The sequence below is a fragment of the Psychrobacter okhotskensis genome (genome assembly GCF_013248965.1).
GTDB lineage: Bacteria > Pseudomonadota > Gammaproteobacteria > Pseudomonadales > Moraxellaceae > Psychrobacter > Psychrobacter okhotskensis.
The window spans coordinates 1-22,006 of the sequence record NZ_JABRVQ010000015.1 but is presented as its reverse complement, the minus strand read 5'-3'; the positions used below and the strand labels follow the sequence as shown (position 1 = coordinate 22,006).

The window sequence follows — 22,006 nt, the reverse complement described above, 5'->3', positions numbered from 1 at the left end:
TTAAATATTCAGGTTAATTGTTTGAAGCTTAATCCTTCCTTATTTAATATCTCTCATTTCTCTTCCGCTATTTTTAATTGGCGTTTAAGTGGCTTGATTCCTTCAAGAACGGTCAGCACTCCAGTATAATAGGTTGCTGTGACGACAAGCATGCCTTCTTTTGACCGCTTCTGCTTTGAATTCCGCATTATTGCTCTGCAATTTTTTGGTCATGATACACTCATCATAGAGTGGCTGTTTTACCAAGTTCACCACTACGATTTTTTCAACACGCTCTGATAAATCAGTAAAATATTTGACCCATTGATTTTTCATCCATACGCCTTTAATAATTAATAAGAAGACTTTATTATGCAAACCAAACGTCCACTATATATTCCCTTTGCAGGTCCTGCATTATTAGAAACCCCTTTACTAAATAAAGGCAGCGCTTTTTCATCAGAAGAGCGTGATAGCTTTAATCTGACAGGCTTGCTACCTCATAACATTGAGACGATTGAAGAGCAATCTCTGCGCGCTTATCATCAACTGCGCTCATTCACTAGTGATATGGATAAGCATATTTATCTGCGTAATATACAAGACACTAATGAAACCTTATTTCATCATCTAATTGAACAGCATATTGAAGAAGTCATGCCGCTCATATATACCCCAACCGTTGGCCAAGCATGTGAAAAATTCTCGCAAATTTATCGCCGCAAACGTGGTTTGTTTATCTCTTATCCTGAGCGCCATAAAATCGATGACATGCTGCAAAATGCCACCAAACAAAATGTGAAGGTAATCGTTGTCACCGATGGTGAGCGTATATTAGGCCTAGGCGACCAAGGTATTGGCGGTATGGGGATTCCCATTGGTAAGTTAGCGTTATATACGGCTTGTGGTGGTATTAGCCCAGCTTACTGCTTACCGATTTTGTTAGACGTCGGCACCAATAATCAACAGCTAATTGACGACCCTATGTACATGGGCTGGAGAAATCCACGCATCTCTGGTGATGACTATAATGAGTTTGTAGACTTGTTTATTCAAGCGGTCAAACGTCGCTGGCCAGAGGCATTATTGCAATTTGAAGATTTTGCCCAAGAGAACGCGACGCCATTATTGAATAGATATCGTGACCAATTATGCTGCTTCAATGATGATATTCAGGGTACTGCTGCTGTTTCAGTCGGCACCTTGATTGCAGCGTGTTTAAATAAGGGTCAAAAGCTTAGCGAACAAAAAATAGCGTTTTTGGGTGCAGGATCTGCAGGTTGCGGTATCGCCGAGCATATCATTCGCCAAATGCAGCGTGAAGGGTTAACGGAGGCGCAGGCGCGTAGCCAAGTATTTATGGTGGATCGTTATGGCCTACTTACTGATAGCATGACAGAGCTACAAAAATTCCAAGAACCGTTGGTACAAAAAGAATCGGCCATTGCAAATTGGGATAAAAGTAAGAAGCTTGGTTTAGCCCAAGTGGTGAAACAAGCAAAAATAACGGTATTATTTGGCGTCAGTGGCCAAAAAGGTCTGTTTACCCAAGAGGTGATCGAAACGTTATGTGCTAATACTGAACATCCCATTGTCTTACCGCTTTCAAACCCAACGTCTCGTGTCGAAGCAACGCCGCAAGAAGTGACCAATTGGAGCAAAGGTCGCGCAATTATTGCAACCGGAAGCCCTTTTCCTCACACCACTTTTGAAGGTCAGACTTTCGAAGTGTCGCAGTGTAATAACAGCTATATTTTCCCCGGTATTGGCCTAGGAGTGTTAGCCTCACGTGCGACGGGTATCAGCGATAATATGTTAATGGCCGCAAGCCAAGCACTGGCAGATATATCTATGGAATATGAAAAAGCACCAGGTGCAATATTACCGCCAATTAGAGTCATTAGAGAGATCAGTGAAAAAATAGCCTACGCAGTTGCACGACAAGCAATTGAAGATAAATTGGCGCTACCTGTCACGGCAGAGAATTTAGAACGTCAATTACAAGCCAATTTTTGGTTACCAAAATACCGCAACTATCGTCGTACTTCTTTTTAGTAGTCAAAAAGTAGCTGCTAAAAAGCACTCATAATAAAATATAGTCAGTGAAAAATAATATCGAACCATCACACACTGCTGATATCTATTTTTCTTGCTTGCTGTGCCTGCGCAGACAGAGGCGACAAAAAATTGATATCAGCAATACCGTCGCGTTTTTAGGATATTTTGACTATACATATAATAAGGCCAAACGTTACCGTTAAAAGTAGCATTTGGCTTTTTTCATTATTGTGGTAGTCAACTAATTCAGGACGGCTGATAAGAGGGTTTTATTAAAGTGGTGTCTCTCTTCTTCTAGCGCTACTAAGACGAGTTTTGCATTGCCTCAGGTTTTGACATCGAACGCCATAATATATCAAATAAGGCATCAAAATTTGCATTGAGCGGGGCATCTGCTTGACGAATCGTTTTCATAATACCGAGACGGCTGATAAACCCCATAAACACGTCAAATAAGATATGCAGTGGAACCGTCTCCACCAGTACCCCTCGCTTTTGACCATCCTCAAGCACGCTCAAAAAAGCATTGATAAGCTCTTTATTATTGTAAATAGCGATGTTATGAAAACGCGCTATCGATACCTTCGATAACACCATCACGGCGTCAGGATGAGTGTCGACAAAATCTAAGCACACCCATAACGTCTTACGCAGACGATCTTCTACGCTATCAATACCTTGCAAATGATCCATCATCCTTGTCGCTAGCCTACCAAGCACTATATCCATAATAGTATAAAGTACCGTTTGTTTATCGCCAAAATACTTATAGAGTGTTTGCAACGAGACGTTTGCAGCCTTAGCAATTTGTATCATCGTAATATCGCTAGCATCACTACTAGCAAAAAGCTGGCGTACGGCTTTCTCTATTTTATCTAAAGTAGCAGGGCGCATATCGGACAATGGCGCTAAGGCTAAAGACTCCGTTTGAGCAGTCAAATTAGCAGAGTTGCTTTTATGTTTGCCACGTTTATTTTTGGCGCTTTTTTTATCAATGTCAGTTTTGCTACTTGCTTGCGCTTTTGAGCGAGTGGTTTTCATATTTAGTATCTCCTTGATAATTCTAGCTTATCAATTTTTAAAACCAGCAGTTAATATTTAGGATAATTATAATTACCATTATAATGAACTCTGTTGCAAATGTAAGATTTATTTTATAAGATAAAAGCAACTAGGCTAGTATTAATATGTATTTTTATAACTTTATAAAAGGTAATATTAATTACTATTTTATAATTTTTTATTATATTATCCGTGTAAGAAGTTTAATATCCATTAAAACTAATACCATATCAAGGAAGACTTTATGACTATCGCCTGTTTTAAACCGAAGTGGATGGATGAAGAAATCGAGATGCTGCATGAGAGTGCGCTAAAAGTGTTTAAAGGTTGGGAAGTGCATGATGAAAAATGGCGTGAGAACGGCATGCTTGACCGCGCAGCTTGGCTAGAAGCTGGCGAGATGGGCTTTTTATGCGCCTCGATGCCAGAGGAATATGGCGGCGCAGGCGGTGATTTTCGTCATGAAGCGGCGCTGATTTATGCACAGTCAGAAGCCAATCAAGCAGGTTTTGGCGGCTTTTTGCATTCAGGAATTGTCGCCCCTTATATTTTGCATCATGGTACCGAAGAGCAAAAGCAGAAATGGCTACCCAAGATGGCGACCGGTGAGCTGATTGGTGCAATCGCGATGACTGAGCCGGGTACAGGCTCTGACTTACAGAATATCAAAACCTTCGCAGTCAAAGACGGTGATGATTATATTATCAATGGCTCTAAAACCTTTATTACTAATGGTCAATTGGGCAATTTAATAATCGTGGCTTGCAAAACGGATAGAGAGCAAGGGGCGAAAGGCGTTTCGCTGATTGTAGTAGAGACGGACAATGCGCCCGGGTTTGAGCGTGGCAAGAAGCTAAAAAAGCTCGGTATGGCGTCTCAAGATACCTCGGAGCTGTTTTTTAGTAATATGCGAGTGCCACAAAAGAACCTCTTGGGTACGGTTGAAGGTATGGGGTTTATGCAGCTGATGCAAGAGCTGCCGCAAGAGCGTCTCATCGTCGCCTTGGCGGGGGTTGGTGCCATGAAATTGGCACTGGATCTCACCATTGATTACACCAAAGAGCGCACCACTTTTGGTAAGCCAGTATGGAGTTTTCAAAACACTCGCTTTAAATTAGCAGAGTGTAACAGTCATTATATCGCTTCAAGTGCGCTATGCGATGCTGCTATTGAATCATTACTGGAAAAAGAGCTAACGGTTCAACATGCGGCTTTAATTAAGTATTGGGTGACCGAAAAGCAATGCATCGTCATGGATGAATGCGTACAACTATTTGGTGGTTATGGCTACATGATGGAATATCCAATTGCTAGGCTATATGCTGATGCCCGAGTACAAAAAATCTATGGCGGTACCAACGAGATCATGAAAGAGTTGGCATCGCGTTTTATGTAAAAACTATTTTACGATACCAGTACTTTATATTGGTATTTAATATTTATTATTCAGAACGACCTTTCAAGGAGGAAAGTATGCTCGGACAGATGATGCTACGGCCATTGTTGATTAGCCACTTAATCGATCACGCTGCCAATTACCATGGCGATACGCCCATTTATTCACGTGAGACTGATGGTAGTACAACCCATACTGATTGGACAACCATCCATAGTAATAGTAAGCGCCTCGCAAATGCTTTAGCCAAGCTAGGTATGGAGGAGGGTGATCGCTTAGCGACCATCGCTTGGAATAACCGTCGTCACCTTGAGATATGGTACGGAGTGTCTGGCTCCGGCATGGTATGTCACACTATCAATCCGCGCTTATTCCCGCAGCAAATTATCTATGTGGTTAATGATGCTGAGGATCAAGTACTGTTTTTCGAAAAGACGTTTTTACCGCTAGTATTAGGGGTCAAAGACCATCTGCGCACAGTTAAACACTTCGTTTGTATGACTGCAGTAGATGAAGAAGTCAGAGCATAACTACCTGAGGTTATCTTCTATGATGATCTGATAGATGATGAGTCAGATGAGTATGAATGGCCTGAACTTGATGAGAATGCGCCAAGCTCGCTATGCTACACCTCAGGCACCACGGGCAATCCCAAAGGTGTGTTATATACCAATCGTAGCACGGTGCTACATAGCTTCGCGGCCAGCTTACCTGATTCAATGAATTTATCGTCACAAGATACAGTATTGCCCGTAGTTCCGATGTTTCATGCCAATGCTTGGGGTTTGCCTTATGCAGCTGCAATGATTGGAACCTCATTGATGCTACCAGGGCCAAATCTAGATGGACACAGTTTAGCGGCTATGATTGATGAGTATAAGGTTAATATTGCGGTTGGCGTACCGACTATTTGGCAAAGCTTACTAGTAGCGGCCAAAGAGACGGGTACTAAACTGCCTAGTCTTAAGCGTAACGTCGTTGGTGGCTCAGCTTGTCCGTCGTCTATGATTAAGGCTTTCCGTGATGAGTTCGATTGCAATACCTTACATGCTTGGGGTATGACTGAGACCAGTCCGCTAGGGACCGCCAATCAGCTGAAGGCCAAACATAGCGAGTTATCAGAAGAAGATAAGTTAAAGATACGTCTAACACAGGGTCGTCCGCCTTTTGGGGTTGAGATTCGTATTGTTGATAATGAGCAGAATAATAAGCTGCTTCCTAACGATGGTAAGACCTCGGGTAACGTGCAAATTCGAGGATATTGGATTGTCGATACTTACTTTAATAGTGAAGAGTCGGCACTTGAAGCAGACGGTTGGTTTGATACAGGTGACATTGCAACGATTAATGAGGATGGTTATTTAAGCATCCGTGACCGTGCTAAAGACTTAATAAAATCAGGCGGTGAGTGGATTTCCTCAGTGGAGCTTGAGGATATTGCTATGTCACATCCGGCGGTAGCTATGGCGGCGGTCATCGGCGCTAAGCATCCAAAATGGGATGAACGTCCAATAATTATTACTCAGTTGGGGGTTGGTGAGGAGTTAACGGAGGAAGCCTTAATTGCTCATTATGAAGGTAAGCTTGCAAAATGGCAGCTTCCTGACGCTGTAATCTTTGTAGAGGCCGTTCCGCTTAATGGTACGGGAAAAATGCTCAAAAAAGATATGCGTGAGCAGTATGGTAATTACCTTATTGAGTGCGGTCTGATCGATTAATTAAAGTCGAACGATCGTCTCTCCAATACCCTTATATAGGCTTATAAACCCTAAAAGGAGTAGCTATGAAAACCAGAATTACCGAACTGCTTAATATCAAATACCCAATCATCCAAGGAGGGATGATGTGGGTTGGCACTGCTGAGATGGCTGCTGCTGTCTCAAATGCTGGTGGCTTAGGTATAATCACTGCTCTAACCCAGCCGACCCCTGAAGCATTAATCAAAGAAATTGAACGTTGCCGCACGATGACGGATAAGCCTTTTGGCGTCAATTTAACCATTTTACCTTCCATCAATCCACCGCCTTACGATGAATATATGGATGCGATTATCGATAGTGGGGTCAAGATTTTAGAAACGGCTGGAAGCAATCCAAAAACCTTTATCGCTAAAGCCAAAGCCGCCAATTTAATTACGATTCATAAGTGCGTCACTGTGCGTCATGCGCTATCGGCTGAACGTCAAGGCATCGATATTATATCGATCGATGGCTTTGAATGCGCAGGTCACCCAGGGGAGGAAGACATTGGTGGTCTGATATTGATTCCTGCTGCTGCCAAACAGCTTTCCGTCCCTATCCTCGCTTCTGGCGGTATCGGCGATGGTCGAGGACTGGCGGCCGCTTTGGTATTAGGTGCTGAAGGCATCAACATGGGCACGCGTTTTTGCGCCACTGTCGAGGCGCCAATGCACGATGATATCAAGCAAGCCTTGGTCAATGCCACAGAGCGTGATACCCGTCTGATCTTTAGAACGCTAAACAATACCGCGCGCGTCCTCAAAAATGCCATATCAGAAGAAGTCGTCTCAATGGAGCATCAAGAAGGCGGCGTTGAATTTGCTGAGATACGTCCGCTAGTCGCTGGTGCGCGTGGTCAAGCCGCACTGAATTCAGGAGAGGTGGATAACGGGGTTATCACCGCAGGTCAAGTTGTCGGTCTTATCGACGATATCCCTACTTGTGTCGAGCTCATTGAACGTATCGTCGCTGAGTGTGGTGAGCGCTTATCTGTTGCTTCAAGCTGGATGAAGTAAAATCTATAAAGTTAAGCCATATTAATTTGTTTGAATAATGGTAAACCCTGATATTAACAACATCACCTGAGAAAGTTAAAATTCATACCTAATCCCTACATGCTATGCAAGTAATAGCATGTAGGGATTTTCCGAAAACTTAGACAACAAAAAAACCCTTCAAGCCTAATAGATTTGAAGGGGTTTTTGTTTTTCAATATGTGGTGGGCCCAGTATCAACCACATAACATAAATAAGGTATTGATTTAACTGGATTTATTTAAAAATATTATTACTTATACCAACAGTTATACCAACAAACGAATTGGCGCATATGCTAAATACTTAATTAATATAGTAAAGAAACTGACCTAAAATATTATTGTTATATATTGTTAATATAACTCGCTCTTATGAATAGAGTTATCACAAACTCTAATGTCATTAATACTGGCCAATAACTATTGCAAAATAGCAAAACGTTTATATACATAACTGAGCTATACTGAAGAAACCGTATAAATTATAAAGCTAGTTTATTAAGACCTTTGCAATTTACTAAAAGAATCAAACTTTTCTATTTGATTGTAATCAACAGACGACTTAGTTTTACGAATAACAGATGATAGTTGTTCTGCATTTATATTACTCTCATCCAGTAGTGCCAACTTAGCGGTTTCATTAACGATATATTTAATATCGCTTGATGTATAGCTCGATAGTAAAAGGGCTATACTATCGAGATCTATTGAAGGATCTGTAGGTCTGTCTTTTAGTAAGAGCCTTAACAAAGCGATTCGAGTAGTAACGTCAGGTAGTGGGATATAAATTGTTTTGTCAATTCGTCCAGTACGCAATATCGCGTTATCAATAACACTTGGTCGATTGGTTGCCATTATAACAAGTATACCTTTTTCGCTACATTCAGTAAGTTGTGAAAGAAACTCGTTAACTTCCGCTGAATAATGCTGGTCCATATTGGCACTATCTCGGCTCGGTAAAATAGCGTCCACTTCATCTATAAAGATAACAGAAGGTGCCTTATCATGAGCTTGTTTAAATAACTCTCCTATTTTTTGTTGGGTGCCATGCACGTAAGGACTAGCAATATCTGAAGGCTTAATCTCAAAAAATGTATGATTTAACTCATAAGCTAATTGCTTAGCGATAAAAGTTTTACCACACCCAGGTGGTCCATAGAATAAAACCCCATTTAGTGGCCTAATTCCATATTTTTTATAAGCTATTTTATTTTTTAAAGGTTCAACAATATCTGCTTGTAACAGGGATTTTAATTCATCCATACCTGCCACTTCACTTAGACCAAATTTTTTAGAAGTAGGGGGCAGGGTAGTTTTTTTGGTAAGTTCAATTTGTGAACTAGAAAAAGCAAATTCATAGTAACTTTTAATAAAGCTATTAAGCTGTTCGACAAAACGGTAATTATTAGTACTATTCAACGTATCGAAAATTATAGCCTTTAGTTCGTTAGGTATAAACTGAGTAAAAGTACTCGACTTAGAAATGGCGTGTTGATTTCTATGAGACTCAATTTGAGTGAAAACAGTCTTTTTATCTTCATACCAATCGATATCGTATTGCCAAGGTAGAACGCCAAACAGGCACCGATAAAGTAGGGTAGCTAATGAATAGTTAATATTAGAAGTATCAGGGTTATCCAGATAAGCTAAGTATGATCTTGACACTTTTCTAGTACTATCTTTGAGAGTATTATTGATATTGAATGCGGCTAAATAAACAATAGGCTTCTCTTCTATATAGCTTAGATAAACATTATCAGGTGTGACATAGGGAAAAGATAGTATCTCCGCACTAGCGCATATATCAGCAATATTTTTTACTAATCGACATGCTGTATGAGTAGGAATATAGACTTCACGTTTTAACATGCTATCTAATGTCTCGCCAGCCACAAAATCTTGCGTATAGTAATAAGCTACCCCTCCTTCTACTAAGATTGAGGTTAGTTTAGATGTTTTTAATAGATGTTCTTGGTCTATAACTGAGTATTCATTAAGGTTTGCTTTTAAACTCTCTAGATTTATAGATGCTACACTAGATGGTTTAATGATTTTCAAAAACTTAAGTTCATCAGTTTTTGTTTGGACTCTATAGGTTTCTGAAATATCATTAGCCCGCAAGAAAAACTTGACGTCATACAGACCGTCAATGCTTTCGTTACGATTGAATATATACTGTGTCATAATATTAGCGACGCAGCAGGCTAGTATCGACGTTTTCCATCTCAGCTCGGCTTTCAGGTGTCATTAATCTTGCAACTGAAATGACAGCGTCTTCGAGTTGATCTTTACTTGGATCAGTCTGTAACAAACGTTTTAGCTGTTGAATGCCTGAGAATGCAGCACTTTCATCCGTCCAATCTATGTTGTTAAATTCCTCATCCATATAGACGATGAAGCCAATCCAAAAGCTGATGTCTTCAGTCATAATACTAAATTTTAATGATCCAATATCTTCTTCTAGCTTTTTCGCTCCAACAATGTCTTGTTTTGCGACAATTTGGCGGGTTTGTGACTCAAAATCATAAAATATATTACGTGTTCGGGCATTGCCATTTTGTTCATTTATTTCACGCAAAGATTCTAAGGCGTTCTCCAATGCCAACTCTGCTTTAGGCCATGCGTCCTGTTCTTCATAATTTTCCAGCTCTATCAAGGTTTCTTTTAATTGTGAGCTAACCTTTTCTTTCGTATCGCGGTCTTCGCCCCGCTCATCTAAGAGTTTTTCTGCTTTATCAAGTTCTTGTAGCTTTCCTTCAGCGTCACGATTACCAGTTGAAGCTAGGCCACGTGCTGTTGTTCTTGCTTGATTGATTTCACGTTTTAATGTAGCAGTAGGGGTATCTGTAGATATTTCTGATTTAATCTCAATATCGAAGCTTTCATCTACTGCTGGAATATAGACAGATAATTTGCCACGCCTTGAGGCATCAATATTTAGAGTGATTTCAATATCGCTACCTTTAGGTAAAAAGCTCGGTAAGTCAGCACCTGTAATTCTAAATTCGCCAAATATTGAGTTTAGAAGTGCTTTTGAACCCTCTTTTCCATACTTCATTTCATATATAGGGATAGATATGACATCCTCTTGTATACCGGGACGAATATCCTGCATGGTCTTGAATGTGCTTTTTCCTTTAGCCGGCAGTGTCTTATTCTTCTCTAAACCTGATAGAGGCCAAACTCCTTGCTTAGTAGAGAAGGTGTCATATATCTCTAAACCAATACTTAATGGCAAGGTAGCGCTGGCTATTTTAACACCTTGAATGATGGTTAAACTACTCGGTTCGCAGGCAATAGCATTACCTTCAGGCGTAAACAGTTTAATTTGAAAGTGGTTTGTTTTACCTGTATTAAGTTGTAGCTCCAAAAGCTCAACATCATTTTCCACCGTTAATCTTCCAGATGACCAAGCGCCATCACCACGGATGACCTCTAAAGTAAAGGTAGCTGGCAGGTCAGTGGTCGATCCTTCTCTATCTATCCTAAGGCCTAAATGCTCTGCAGTCTCTACCGTTGTTTCAGGGTATTTAAGCGTTAGTTGTGCTTTGCTCATATCACGTTTTTGTAGATCTCTAGGAATGTCTTTCGTAGAGGCAAATAATGTAGCACCTTTAGCAACTGCAGTCATAGGGTCAATACTGGTATCAATATTTTCTGTGATTTGTTCTTGCAACATACGGCGAAGTGTCTGTTGAAAAGTGGGCCCCCCTACTAAAACAAAGGAGTTTAAATCTGAGCTAGATAAATTATTTCTTTTTATTAACTTTAAAGAAACATCAATTGCTTTTTGAAATATAGGGCTTACGACTGCCTCATACTGATCTAAAGAAATCTCAATCCCCGCCTCTATATCTTCTCCGTCATCATCTTCGCCTAAATCTTCAATAAACCCATCCCATTTGGTTTTAGTCGATAGGGCTATCTTAGCTTCTTCTGCATAGTGCTTTAGAGCTTCCTGCAAAAGTTTTCTTCCTTCAGGTGTAGATACTGTATCCGTTAGTTCATACTGTTCTAATAGCTGAGGAATTAATAAATGATCAGTGATCGCATTATCTAAGTCTTTACCACCCAGATGGTTATCGCCTTCTGAGTCTACCACCTTCATAATACCTTCATCTATATGCATCAATGCTGCATCAAAGGTACCGCCACCAAAATCAAATACTAACCAATAACCATCAGTACTATCTGGTTTAATGCCATAGGCGATAGAAGCAGCAATGGGCTCTTGTAGTAATTCACAATAACCAAAACCAGCCAATTCAGCGGCTCTTTGTGTGGCATCGAGTTGGCGCTGTTCAAACATAGCAGGCACAGTAATGACAGCAGCATTTATGTTCTCGTCTCTCACATAACCTGTTAGCTTTTTAAGCACTTCTGCTGATAATTGCTCAGGACTATATTGTTTATCCATATTTTCTGACACATATTGATAATCTGTGCCCATATTACGTTTAAACTCTTGATAGCCATTGGGTGGTGTGCTTTTGCGCTGCTTAAAATTTCTTACAGCATCTCTAGTTATACCCTGCTTAGCACTCAAGCCAATGAACATTGTTTTTTTCCTGTTAAATAGTACACAAGATGGAGTAGTATCCATCTGTTGACCTTCATCAGATTTTATAATGTTTGGTTCACCGTCTTCCATCATCGCAATTGCAGAGTTGGTTGTACCTAAATCAATACCAAAATCAATTTTTTGACGCATGTTATGTTCCTTAATAAAATTTATAATAATGTTTCATGTGTTCAATAATAAGGCTTACCCAACACTCACTTCTACATCAGCCATTCGAATCATTTTGCCATCGTAGTTCACTTGTGGATATACCACCTTAGTAATAATACTTTCATCAACATTTACCTCATCACTTGGCACAAACCGAGCTTGGATAGACATATTGTCGGTATAGTTCGAACCCAAATAATCAATAAGTTCATATCCTTGATCTTCAAGCTCTGCCTCTAATCGCTCTAATGATTTACTTAATGATTTTATACCTTTGGTATCGTTAGGTAGAGCTTGCAGACGTTTTCGCATACGGTGTATTTCGTCAGCCAGTTTTAATGCTAAAGTATGGTCCATCTCCACATTATTAGATACATTGTTTTCTGTATTTAAATGCGCTAAGTTTGAGTCTGCTAACGCTTGACGTTCTAGTTTTATCTGTTCTAATATGGCGAGAAGTTGGGTTGATAACTCCATGTCGGACTGTACGATATTTTCTTCTGCTTGCTGCACATTAGTTAGAGCTGACTGCACTTTGTTATTTAAAGTAGTATTGCTTTCTTGTTGACGTTTTCGTAAAAGATAAAAGGCTGCTGCTAGCAAACCTAACAAAATTAATAGACCTGCTAAAGTTGCTAAAGTTCGGTTGCTCAGTTGCTGAAAAAGTTCATCATTCTTTTTTTGTGTATCGGTACTTAACGCTTGAATCTGATTTTTAATATCTGTATCAGCAGCTGTAGTATCTTGAGTTAAGACGGATAGAGATTGGTTAGTTTGGCCTATAGAACTCTCAAGAGAGGTTTGCTGCTCTGTTAATGTATCTAACTGTTGTTCGGAAGCTTTTTGAATAGCTTGATACTGTGTTATATACTCTTCCAAGTTAGCTTTGGACTGTTTTCTTTCTTGGTCATGTTGGTCAACTCTTTGACTAAGTAACCTTATTTGTTCGTCTTGTTGTTCAATCCTATTTTCTAGAGCTACTAACGACTGTACACTCACTTTGTCTTCAGCGACAGGGGCTGCAAAAGCCAAGTTAGAGAATGGAATAACTGCTATATATAGAGAAAAGATAATTGCCTTATGCATACTACTGACCTTGAGATAAGTTTAGTTCTTTAAACAAGACTGCTTTACCAATTATAATAAATTTTAACAATAGCTTTTTATCTAGCAGGAGTCTAATAAAAAGCTGACTATAGCAATAAGTATTATCCAACCAATAATGGTACTTAAAAGGGAAGACTCGGGTTCCTGATTCGTATCAGAACTAGAGGACTGATGCTTATTATTGCGAATATCGTCGACATCAGCTTTTTCTGATTCTAGATGGTTCTGAAAGCCAGCAAGTGCATCTTCAGTACCTTCATCGACAACATAAGACTGCAATCTATCGATTATGTTAATACATTTTTGTAATTCGTTAGATAACTTGAAAAGATCTTTATTACTAGTGAAACCTTCCATACTTTTTTTATAAATTTCTATACAGAAATTAGTAATTTTGACGACAAAAGAAGAGGTTAGGTTTATTAGGGTTTCGTCATAATTTCTAGTATCGTATGATATGGTGGTATATGTATCATAGTAAGATTCTTGTAGCCGTCTAGCATCTTCAATGGAGTAGATGTCAGTTTGTAAGCATTCTAGCAAAGGCTCATAAATTTCAAATCTTTCTTTATCTTTTACATTGTCTTCTAAGGTCGCTTTATTTTCAGTGATATTGTCTTTAGTTTCACCATAAGCAGGTAGCTCGTCTGCCCACTCAATAAGCTCGGTTGCTATTTCTATATTATCCAGCTCATTGTAAGCAAAAATAGAGCAACGCTTAGCGGTTTCTGCATATTCATTGACCAGATGCTTAACTTTATAATTATCAACATAAAAGTCTAATTCATGAATTAAGCCTTCATGTTGTTTGAGTTTTTCGACTTCTTCATAAAATCTATATTCTTGCTTATCTTCTAAGATTTTTTCAACGTCTTTGATTATATCTTCAATAAGATTAAGGCAAGGCAATAGGATTTTAGATTCAGCATAATCTTTTGCGTATTCAGGATAATTATAAAATGCTTTTAATAAGGATAAATTATGGTTATTAAAAGAGCTATGGGTTGAGTTTGAAGCATACTCAATAAAGGAGTCGATTATTCCCTCCGTGATTCTACTAGAATCAACAGTATTTTTTGAAGCTCTTAAAACATCAGCCTTAATTTTATCGATATGGGTAACTACTGAAGCGTATTGGTTAATCATGCGCTGAAGATTGTCATAACTCATTCTTGGTGCAGATGCACTAAGAAATGACAGTATACTGGAGTTAATTAACCATGAGAATTTTGGCTCTACACTTTTTCTTACCTGTTCGTCCCATATTTTTTGAGCTTTGAGATAGTCTTCTTCTTCAATAGCTTCAAGAGCAAACTCATCCACGGCATCATATCTATAAAACCAAAAGAGCGCATTTAAAAGTCGATCATTATCACTTTCTAGATGACGAGCAGCATCCTTAATTGTAGTAATATCTCTGTTGACGGGTATATTAGACGAAGTAAAGTCTAAAGGATAGGATGGCACCTTACCGAACTCGATAAAAGTACTCAAATCATTTTTACGTTTTTCAAGCTCTTTATTACTGACTGGGCTTACCAAACCTAAAACCCTATAAGGGTTAGATAAAATTTTGTTCACTGAAAATAAACCTTATAATTGTTTATTACTATAATATAGTTGTATATTATCATATGTATATCAGGTATATGATATTACAAACCCCGATATTAATAGCGTCACCTAAGAAAAGTAAATTTCGTACTCCAGCCCTCTACACTATATAGATAATAGTATATAGAGATTTTCCGACTTATCAGAGTACGATTGATTCATGGCATATGCAGATATTAATGATATTTTAAACACCATGATATTGAGAGGGCTATTACCTGATTATTTATAATGTAGATTATTGTAGGTTAAATGATCTCTAATATTGAGCTCGGATTCGGAACTGAATCCTTAACTTGATTCAAATTTAGTATTCATCTAGCTACTCAACAATCATATTTACTCTTATACGCTGACCTATTTTATTATGTCACTACAATCTTTCTATTAACTATTTTTGACTTGATAACGTACTGGACGATTGAGCTTCTTCACAACTTCATCGTCGATAGCGCGCTTAAGCCATTCAGTTAACTGAGATTTATGGAGCTGAGTACTTTCAATCAGCTCGTCGATAGTGATTGGATCCTCAGCCAAGCGTTGAAGCTCAGAGATAAACAACTTATAAAAATCTATAGGTTCTAATGGCATATTGTCGATTTCGACAGCATCTGTTGAGTCAGCCTCATTCTCAGCTTGTAGCTCAATAGCTGTTCTATTGATTTTTACTGCGTTAACGCCTTCCTTAGACTCAGGTGTGAGCGCAGGTTCAAACTCTGTTTCAGTAAACAATTCAGGCTGTGCATATGTGGAAAATAGATTACCTTTAGGTTCGCTTACCTGATTCACAGGTTCCTCTTTACTGTTCATTAAATCTGTAATTGTGAAAGCTTGAATATCCGCTTCTAACCAGTTGCCACCTTTGGCAACCAAATCGGCATTAGCTGCATCTTTGTCTGTGGTTTGTTTAATCCATAACGGCACCCAAGATTTTTTCAGGTTTTCTTGTGCGCCGCTGAGTGTGCCACCTTTTTTTCCAGAATGAATTACCAGAGAACTATCCGCTAGGCAGTAAATGTATTTGTTACGAGCCATGGCGTTACCGACATTAAACCCAGCTTCAGGGTAGAAAGGCGATATCAATACAACATGGCCATCCATCAGACCCTGTCGCCACTTACTACTGGTTGCAGCTCTTAACAGGCGATCAGCTATTACACCTACGACCATACCCCCTTGTCGCATAGCCCCAATCATCACTGTCTCATCGACACCACGTGCACCACCAGAGATAATGGCGATATTTTCTGATGCTGCTTTACTACCTATCTGGTCTGTAAAGGCGAGGTCTGGATCACTAGCATTGCGCGAGCCGATCACTGCTAAGCCACCTGAATTTAATAAGTCTTTATTTCCGCAGCCAAACAATACAGGAGGGCAGTCTGTTTTCAATCGCTGTTTTAATCGCTTCGGATATTCCGCGTCAGAACGTGTTACTACCCAAAGGCCTGCACGTTGCCATTTCTCCATAGCCAGTGCAAGGCTATGACCACGCTTCAACAATTCAATGATACGCTCCGCACTGATACGCGTATCATGCCAGCCTTGCAGCAAGGATTGAGGATCGCCAACCAATAGGTCAGCTGGTGTAATAGACTTTTCTTTTAACCACAAGGCAAAGCGACCCCATTCTGCATTACTTAGTGGCTTAGCACTTTCGTTACTGGATTTTGAAAAATAGCTCGTTAGTAGCAAGGTTGCTTGGGCTGTAGGAGATAATAAGTTAGATGCATTCATGAGTCTTTCACCGAAGATGAAGCAAGCGCAATAGGGTACACCAAACCGCTACCTGCTTGCTGTAAAAGTGCCGCAATTACTGTGAGTGTCCAACCAGAGTCTACAATATCATCTACTAATAAAACCGGTTGTCCATCATAAGACTGAGTCACAGCAAATACACCATCCAGATTGCGACATTGGTGGAAGCGATTTTGCTGGCCCTTTTGTGCTTGATTATCTTTAACTTTACTCACGGCATCTACAAATGGTAAACCTAATCGATCAGCCAAACGTTGTGCAAAATCCGGTACCAACTCAGAATGATGGCGTGACGGTACGCAACACACCCACTGAGGCGCTGGATTGGGCTGCCAACGTTGTTGAATCATTTCTGCTATAGCTTCAACTAATTCATCACTAAATCGACCTGCATGCTTATTGTCGGCAACCATCTTCCCCCAACCTGCATCACCCCAACGGGACAAAACACGGCCTTCTTGTGCGCGAAGTTTCTGGGGTAGATTTCCGCGAAAGCCATAATCCAGAAACGCATTGGCTGCAACTTGTGCTTTTGGGGTAATCACCATTTCTGCGTGCTTAAGGAAAGTACCTGCACGATGTGCCAAAGTAGGATCAACCAAAATATTGATAACAGGTTGACCTAAGCAAGACGAACATTTACCGCACGGTGTAGGATCTAGATCGTCTAGCGCACGGCGTAAAAATGTCATTTTACAATTAGTATTATCCAGATATTTCTGCACTTCTTGCCATTCCTGTACACGTTGTCCTGTTAAGTGAGTGATTCGGGCATGGTCCATTTTATAGGGCACTGGTGTCCTAACCCAACGGCTGCCATCTTTGATTACTGGCGCCGGACTTTCGACACTCAGCAGCTTCAGTACTTTTTCAATCTGGCTATGACGCAGATTAGTTTGCTCTTCCATACTGCGAATCGACAAGCCGTCGCTGTTTTCCAATACCTGTAAAATCTCATTCACTTGCACTTCTGAAGGAAAAGCCGATTCTCGGAAGAACTCATGAATATTATGATCTTCCATACCCGACATCAACATACCCACAGCATGATCAATACCGCGACCAGCACGACCCACCTGTTGGTAATAGGCAACGATAGAGCTTGGCGCCTGATAATGAATTACAAAGCTTAAATCAGGCTTGTCGTAACCCATACCTAGCGCCGTGGTGGCTACTAACACCTTTAACTGGTTATTGAGAAGCAGATTTTCTAGATGCTGACGATAGGTATTACTGTCTTCAAAGCTATCATGTGTAACACTGCCGTGGTATGCCTTGGCATCTATATCATTAGCGACCAGCCACTCGGCTACTTGCTCAGCATCCCTTACTGTTAAGGTATAAACGATACCTGTACCCGGTAACGTAGGTATCACCTGTGCTAACCAAGCTAATCGTGAAGCCTGATCAGGCAATATCATGGTTTGTAGAGCGAGACTTTCACGAGTTAGTGGACCACGATGAATATTGATATCACCCAGCTGGGTTTGTATGTCTTCGATTACACGGTTGTTAGCTGTCGCTGTAGTACCCAGTACTGGCGTGTTGGAGGGTAACTGGCGTAAGATATTTGTAATACGGCGATAATCTGGGCGAAAGTCATGACCCCAATCAGAAATGCAGTGCGCTTCATCAATCACCATCAGAGCAATGCGGTCAGCAATGGGCTGTAATACCGTTTCGATAAAGCTGTCGTTAGCTAAGCGCTCAGGAGAAATCAACAAACAGTCTATTTCATTATTAAGAATGCGCTGAGTCACCGAATGCCATTCATCGATATTCGTAGAATTCATGGTCTCCGCTACTATACCCAAACGCTGGGCTGATTCGATCTGGTTGCGCATCAGGGCGAGTAGGGGCGAGATAATAATCGTTGGCCCCATACCTCGGTCACGAAAGATTTTGGTACTGATAAAGTAAACCGAGCTTTTACCCCAACCGGTACGCTGCACCACTAGAAGTTTCTGTCGAAGATTGACCAAAGCATCAATGGCTTCCCACTGTCCATCACGGAACTCTGCTGTCGGGTTTGCCAAGGCAGTTTGCAATAGTTGTTGGGCTTGGATCCGGTTCATTATCACTCCTTGATTTACACGTTTAGCTCGCCGCTCATAAGTTTGGGTAGTAGGAGGTCACGAGCTTGAGCGAGCTTCTTGTTCTATTCTTTTAACTCGTATGCCTGTTCGAATATGTTTTCTACCTGAGTCTTAGACCCCAATTTATTCTAAAGTACCTGATAAAGAATAAGATTTAAGAAGTTAACTACAAACTTTGTATTTTGAAAACTTGGCTACATTTTTAGTAACTAAGCTCTAGTTAGGTAGGCTGTCAAAAATATTAAAATATAGGTTTCTGAACCAAAAATACTTTGTAACGTTTCTGGAGTGGCTTGCTCAATCGCCCATATAGCACCTTGCAGTGCTGATCAATGTTAACTGTAGTTTCACGAACGTCTTGCCAGCGCGCCCCTTCTGGAATTTAGAAATAGTGATTTTCTGCAAAGGCGGCGTACTCTATATCGCCATCTGATTCAACTAAAGCTTTCTCAAACTCTTCATCGAACATACGCTTAAAGAATAGTGATGGGAAGATATACTACTTGTAGTCGCCTGTATTGATGGTGCCGCGCATAGTAGTGGCGGCGTCCCAGTTGTATTTCTCTAATTCTTGTTGGGTCATCATATTGATGCTTACTCGATAAGCAAAGTGGTTTCAAACGCTTTATAAATACTCTCAATCAAATGGGCTAAAGGAATAATGTCATTATGGTAAACATCTAATTGTGATAATCTCTCGAAAGGTATTCTTACGTTAATATAATAACCGAAAGAAATATTGAACAAGGTTCTATTTGAATTTAAAACTTTATCTTGCCACTGACACTTGCTTTTCCAATCGAAGCTTATGTGCTCATCTAACAAAGCTTCGGTCTCTTTCCAAGCCTCCCTTCTGACTCTACCCGTGTATTTATGAAAATTACGTTTGGTATAGAGGTTTTTTTTAAAATCATCTTCGTCTAGCCAAAGACCAGTGATGTATGATTGCCCCATTAATTTGATATGGTAGTTTTTCTCTATAGCGTAACATTCACCATCAATATTTAATTGAGGGTTAAATTGGGGTTCATTGCGAAAGATATGATAACCTTGACCTTTGGTATTACCAGGGTATATCTCTACTACAAGATCGCCTGTTTTTTTATCTACATTAAATAACACTTCGTTAGCCCACCCCTTTGTAAATGTGGTGCCTAATCGGTCTCTATAAGCGAGCTTTTCTATTGCTTCGTTATTATCACAAAACTTTATAATTGCTGATTCAATTCTTCTAAAAATAGATTTAGCGTTAACGTTTTTTAGAGACCCGATCGGTGTCTCGGGTAACCAGCTAAAGTTATGTTCTTTGACTAGTTGGATAAAATCGGTGAGGAATCGGTTTGTATTACCTGTCGTCTTTTCAAAACTAGCGACTTTGACGGCTATCGCCATTAATTTTTTCCAATTCAAATCAAACGGCGTAATTGCTTCTTGGTTATTTTCGAAAGGCTTATTCTGCTTATTGAAAATATTGAGTATTTGGTTATAGAGTTGAGAAGTGCAGTCGATGTTATCTCTTTTAGCTTCTACAACAATGAGTATATTGTTTATAGTAATTACTAAATCGCAAATTGGATCATACTCAGAATTGTGATTTTGTTGCCAAAAATTAGACATAGCACTTTCGCTCAACGAAACGGCGAAGACCTTGTCAAACTCTTCAATTAGACTGGTCCTCTTTTGGATCTCTATTTGTACCTCTGTATCGCCATCAAGATCTTCAAATAACCTGTTGTACAAATCTGAGTCATCGATGATTGTTTTCAGTACTTCATGGAAAAACAGCGCGTCTTCTTGTAAGCATATTGCTAAAGCTCTCGTTAAGTCATTTTCTAGTTGATAGCTTCTATTTTTCTTAGTGTATGTTTTAAAAATATTTAAGTGCTTATTCATCATAGAAACCTAGTTAGTATAGTTTTAAACTTATCTTCAGCTTCAAGGCTGGCTTGCCATGCTTGTTTTAAATCAGCCATAGCTTCTTCAAACCCCAATATCACACATACCACCTGAGTATTTCGTAAAACCTTAAAAGCGCTGCTAAGTCATTTCTGATTTGACTTAGCAGTACTTTTCTTTGCTAGGTTATGCTAAACATACAGTTCTTTATTCTATTGAGGCTAATAATAGCACACCCCAAAAAATGATGATATTAACACCTAAGCAGTAGAGTTCGACCAATTTTTATATACTGACAAAAGTCGGTATATGATTTGTTCTATATAATATACATCCATAGGCCTTGTAAAATAACCCGCCTAACAATTAATCATAATTATTGAAACGAACAATTGAATTTAGAATAGTACATAACCTAGAAAATAATTTATTAAGTAGTTCATTATACTTACGTAATAGTTACAAGTAATGAGCGAATTAATATGATAGCTGCTTTGAGTAATGAGTATGACCCTTCTATTGGAGAATTAGCACAAGCTTGTGCAATAACCTTCAAAGGTAACGCTAGTAATAATCTGCAACAAGACGCTTTTTTCTTTTTGGATAATTGGTATCAAGAAGACTTAGGCGTGATGGCAGTGACATCAGTCGAGCTTCCTTTTTGTTTAGCAGTATCTGATGGCGTGGCAAGCTCTAATTACTCACAACATTGCTCCAAGGCGGTGGTAAAAGCAATTAGCCGGTTGTGGAGTCATAATACAAAGCCAACGGCCGATGCTATTCATCAGCTGGTTAATCAAACCAAGCATTCATCTAAGCGTCATGGTGCCGCGGCAACCCTCGCAATGGTGGTTGGAGAGTTAAATAGTGATGGAATAATAAAAGTAACAATAACGCATGTAGGTGATAGTCGTGTTTATTGGCTGCCCAAAGGCGCGACACAATGGCAGTGTCTGACACGCGATCATAACTTGCTAAACGAACTCATTGACCAGCAGGCACAAGAAGAGGGTCACCAAGCGAATTTTTCTGACTATAACCGAGAAGGGATGGCGGGAAGCTTATATAGCATTACTGAATGCTTTGCATTGACCACTGATGACAGTTATACAAGCAGTGAAGCACCCGAAAGTATGTCTCGAACAATTGAGATTAGTATTGGTGATTATATCTTGGTTTGTACGGATGGTATTCATGACTTAGTGCCAAGTCATGATTGGCAACCTGTCAGTGCGGAGACAGATTTACAGGAATGGCTAATCACTCTTAAAAATCAGGTCTATGATTCAGATGGTAATGCATATGATAATGGCACAGCTATTTTGCTTCGTTTTGATTGAACCATTGTTTTAGTAATGAAGCTATAAACTTATCATTGAACGATTTAACTGAGAAACCCATATGCCCACGCACCCAATCGCAAGCTATACAAAGTCAGCACGTCTATTTGCGTTATATCAATGTCTGCCTAGAAGTGAGTCTGATGCTGTGTCGCTGACAGAGTTGATGATTGGTTATGGTGATAATTCAGAG

The 22,006-nt window shown here is 39.7% G+C and carries 13 protein-coding genes and 1 pseudogene; 5 read left to right on the top strand and 9 right to left on the bottom strand.

Annotation, left to right across the window (positions count from 1 at the left end):
* Positions 1-102: 102 nt before the first annotated feature.
* Positions 103-315 carry a hypothetical protein gene (locus HQR03_RS08610; protein WP_173239889.1) on the bottom strand — a complete coding sequence of 71 codons (213 nt, stop codon included), beginning with the start codon at positions 313-315 and terminating at the stop codon, positions 103-105.
* A 36-nt stretch (positions 316-351) separates the two neighbouring features.
* Between HQR03_RS08610 and HQR03_RS08605 the strand changes: the two genes are divergently transcribed.
* Entirely contained in the window at positions 352-2,034 is a 1,683-nt protein-coding gene (locus HQR03_RS08605; RefSeq protein WP_025650720.1) for an NAD-dependent malic enzyme, read from the top strand.
* A 306-nt stretch (positions 2,035-2,340) separates the two neighbouring features.
* On the opposite strand, the gene HQR03_RS08600 is transcribed toward HQR03_RS08605, so the two are convergent.
* Positions 2,341-3,078: a TetR/AcrR family transcriptional regulator gene (locus HQR03_RS08600; RefSeq protein ID WP_025650719.1), complete on the bottom strand. Its 738-nt coding sequence runs from the start codon at positions 3,076-3,078 to the stop codon at positions 2,341-2,343.
* 265 nt (positions 3,079-3,343) lie between these two features.
* Here HQR03_RS08600 and HQR03_RS08595 point away from each other — a divergent pair, with 265 nt between their 5' ends.
* From HQR03_RS08595 to HQR03_RS08585, 3 genes and pseudogenes are all read left to right on the top strand, one after another.
* Entirely contained in the window at positions 3,344-4,495 is a 1,152-nt protein-coding gene (locus tag HQR03_RS08595; RefSeq protein ID WP_173239888.1) for an acyl-CoA dehydrogenase family protein, read from the top strand.
* A gap of 77 nt (positions 4,496-4,572) precedes the next feature.
* A pseudogene (locus tag HQR03_RS08590) lies at positions 4,573-6,213 on the top strand (long-chain-fatty-acid--CoA ligase).
* Positions 6,214-6,278: 65 nt separating this feature from the next.
* A complete protein-coding gene (locus HQR03_RS08585) occupies positions 6,279-7,250 on the top strand; it encodes an NAD(P)H-dependent flavin oxidoreductase (protein ID WP_173239887.1) in 972 nt (323 codons plus the stop codon).
* A 518-nt stretch (positions 7,251-7,768) separates the two neighbouring features.
* On the opposite strand, the gene HQR03_RS08580 is transcribed toward HQR03_RS08585, so the two are convergent.
* The 7 genes from HQR03_RS08580 to HQR03_RS08550 all read right to left on the bottom strand — a co-directional run bounded on the left by HQR03_RS08580 (position 7,769) and on the right by HQR03_RS08550 (position 20,473).
* Positions 7,769-9,454, bottom strand: a complete 1,686-nt coding sequence (locus tag HQR03_RS08580; RefSeq protein ID WP_173239886.1) for an ATP-binding protein — start codon at positions 9,452-9,454, stop codon at positions 7,769-7,771.
* 4 nt (positions 9,455-9,458) lie between these two features.
* On the bottom strand, positions 9,459-11,981 hold the full coding sequence (locus HQR03_RS08575) for an Hsp70 family protein (protein WP_173239885.1): 2,523 nt from the start codon (positions 11,979-11,981) through the stop codon (positions 9,459-9,461).
* Positions 11,982-12,035: 54 nt separating this feature from the next.
* Positions 12,036-13,088, bottom strand: coding sequence for a coiled-coil domain-containing protein (locus tag HQR03_RS08570; protein ID WP_173239884.1), 1,053 nt, complete (start codon positions 13,086-13,088; stop codon positions 12,036-12,038).
* A gap of 81 nt (positions 13,089-13,169) precedes the next feature.
* Positions 13,170-14,690, bottom strand: a complete 1,521-nt coding sequence (locus HQR03_RS08565; RefSeq protein WP_173239883.1) for a hypothetical protein — start codon at positions 14,688-14,690, stop codon at positions 13,170-13,172.
* Between the two features lie 420 nt (positions 14,691-15,110).
* Positions 15,111-16,460 (bottom strand): DNA-processing protein DprA, encoded by a 1,350-nt coding sequence (locus HQR03_RS08560; RefSeq protein WP_173239882.1) that lies wholly within the window; start codon positions 16,458-16,460, stop codon positions 15,111-15,113.
* Positions 16,457-18,556 carry a RecQ family ATP-dependent DNA helicase gene (locus HQR03_RS08555; protein WP_173239881.1) on the bottom strand — a complete coding sequence of 700 codons (2,100 nt, stop codon included), beginning with the start codon at positions 18,554-18,556 and terminating at the stop codon, positions 16,457-16,459. Before HQR03_RS08555 ends, HQR03_RS08560 begins: the two co-directional genes overlap by 4 nt.
* Positions 18,557-19,171: 615 nt before the next feature.
* Complete coding sequence (locus tag HQR03_RS08550) at positions 19,172-20,473, bottom strand: hypothetical protein (protein WP_217271574.1); 1,302 nt, start codon at positions 20,471-20,473, stop codon at positions 19,172-19,174.
* Positions 20,474-20,955: 482 nt separating this feature from the next.
* On the opposite strand from HQR03_RS08550, the gene HQR03_RS08545 reads away from it, so the two are divergent.
* A complete protein-coding gene (locus tag HQR03_RS08545) occupies positions 20,956-21,813 on the top strand; it encodes a PP2C family protein-serine/threonine phosphatase (protein WP_173239879.1) in 858 nt (285 codons plus the stop codon).
* The last annotated feature ends 193 nt before the right edge of the window (positions 21,814-22,006 follow it).

What these genes read in the sequence shown, in the direction of transcription:
- HQR03_RS08610 (WP_173239889.1), bottom strand. Translation starts at nt 315, where the DNA reads ATGAAAAATCAATGGGTCAAATATTTTACTGATTTATCAGAGCGTGTT.
- HQR03_RS08605 (WP_025650720.1), top strand. Translation starts at nt 352, where the DNA reads ATGCAAACCAAACGTCCACTATATATTCCCTTTGCAGGTCCTGCATTA.
- HQR03_RS08600 (WP_025650719.1), bottom strand. Translation starts at nt 3,078, where the DNA reads ATGAAAACCACTCGCTCAAAAGCGCAAGCAAGTAGCAAAACTGACATT.
- HQR03_RS08595 (WP_173239888.1), top strand. Translation starts at nt 3,344, where the DNA reads ATGACTATCGCCTGTTTTAAACCGAAGTGGATGGATGAAGAAATCGAG.
- HQR03_RS08585 (WP_173239887.1), top strand. Translation starts at nt 6,279, where the DNA reads ATGAAAACCAGAATTACCGAACTGCTTAATATCAAATACCCAATCATC.
- HQR03_RS08580 (WP_173239886.1), bottom strand. Translation starts at nt 9,454, where the DNA reads ATGACACAGTATATATTCAATCGTAACGAAAGCATTGACGGTCTGTAT.
- HQR03_RS08575 (WP_173239885.1), bottom strand. Translation starts at nt 11,981, where the DNA reads ATGCGTCAAAAAATTGATTTTGGTATTGATTTAGGTACAACCAACTCT.
- HQR03_RS08570 (WP_173239884.1), bottom strand. Translation starts at nt 13,088, where the DNA reads ATGCATAAGGCAATTATCTTTTCTCTATATATAGCAGTTATTCCATTC.
- HQR03_RS08560 (WP_173239882.1), bottom strand. Translation starts at nt 16,460, where the DNA reads ATGAATGCATCTAACTTATTATCTCCTACAGCCCAAGCAACCTTGCTA.
- HQR03_RS08555 (WP_173239881.1), bottom strand. Translation starts at nt 18,556, where the DNA reads ATGAACCGGATCCAAGCCCAACAACTATTGCAAACTGCCTTGGCAAAC.
- HQR03_RS08550 (WP_217271574.1), bottom strand. Translation starts at nt 20,473, where the DNA reads ATGATGAATAAGCACTTAAATATTTTTAAAACATACACTAAGAAAAAT.
- HQR03_RS08545 (WP_173239879.1), top strand. Translation starts at nt 20,956, where the DNA reads ATGATAGCTGCTTTGAGTAATGAGTATGACCCTTCTATTGGAGAATTA.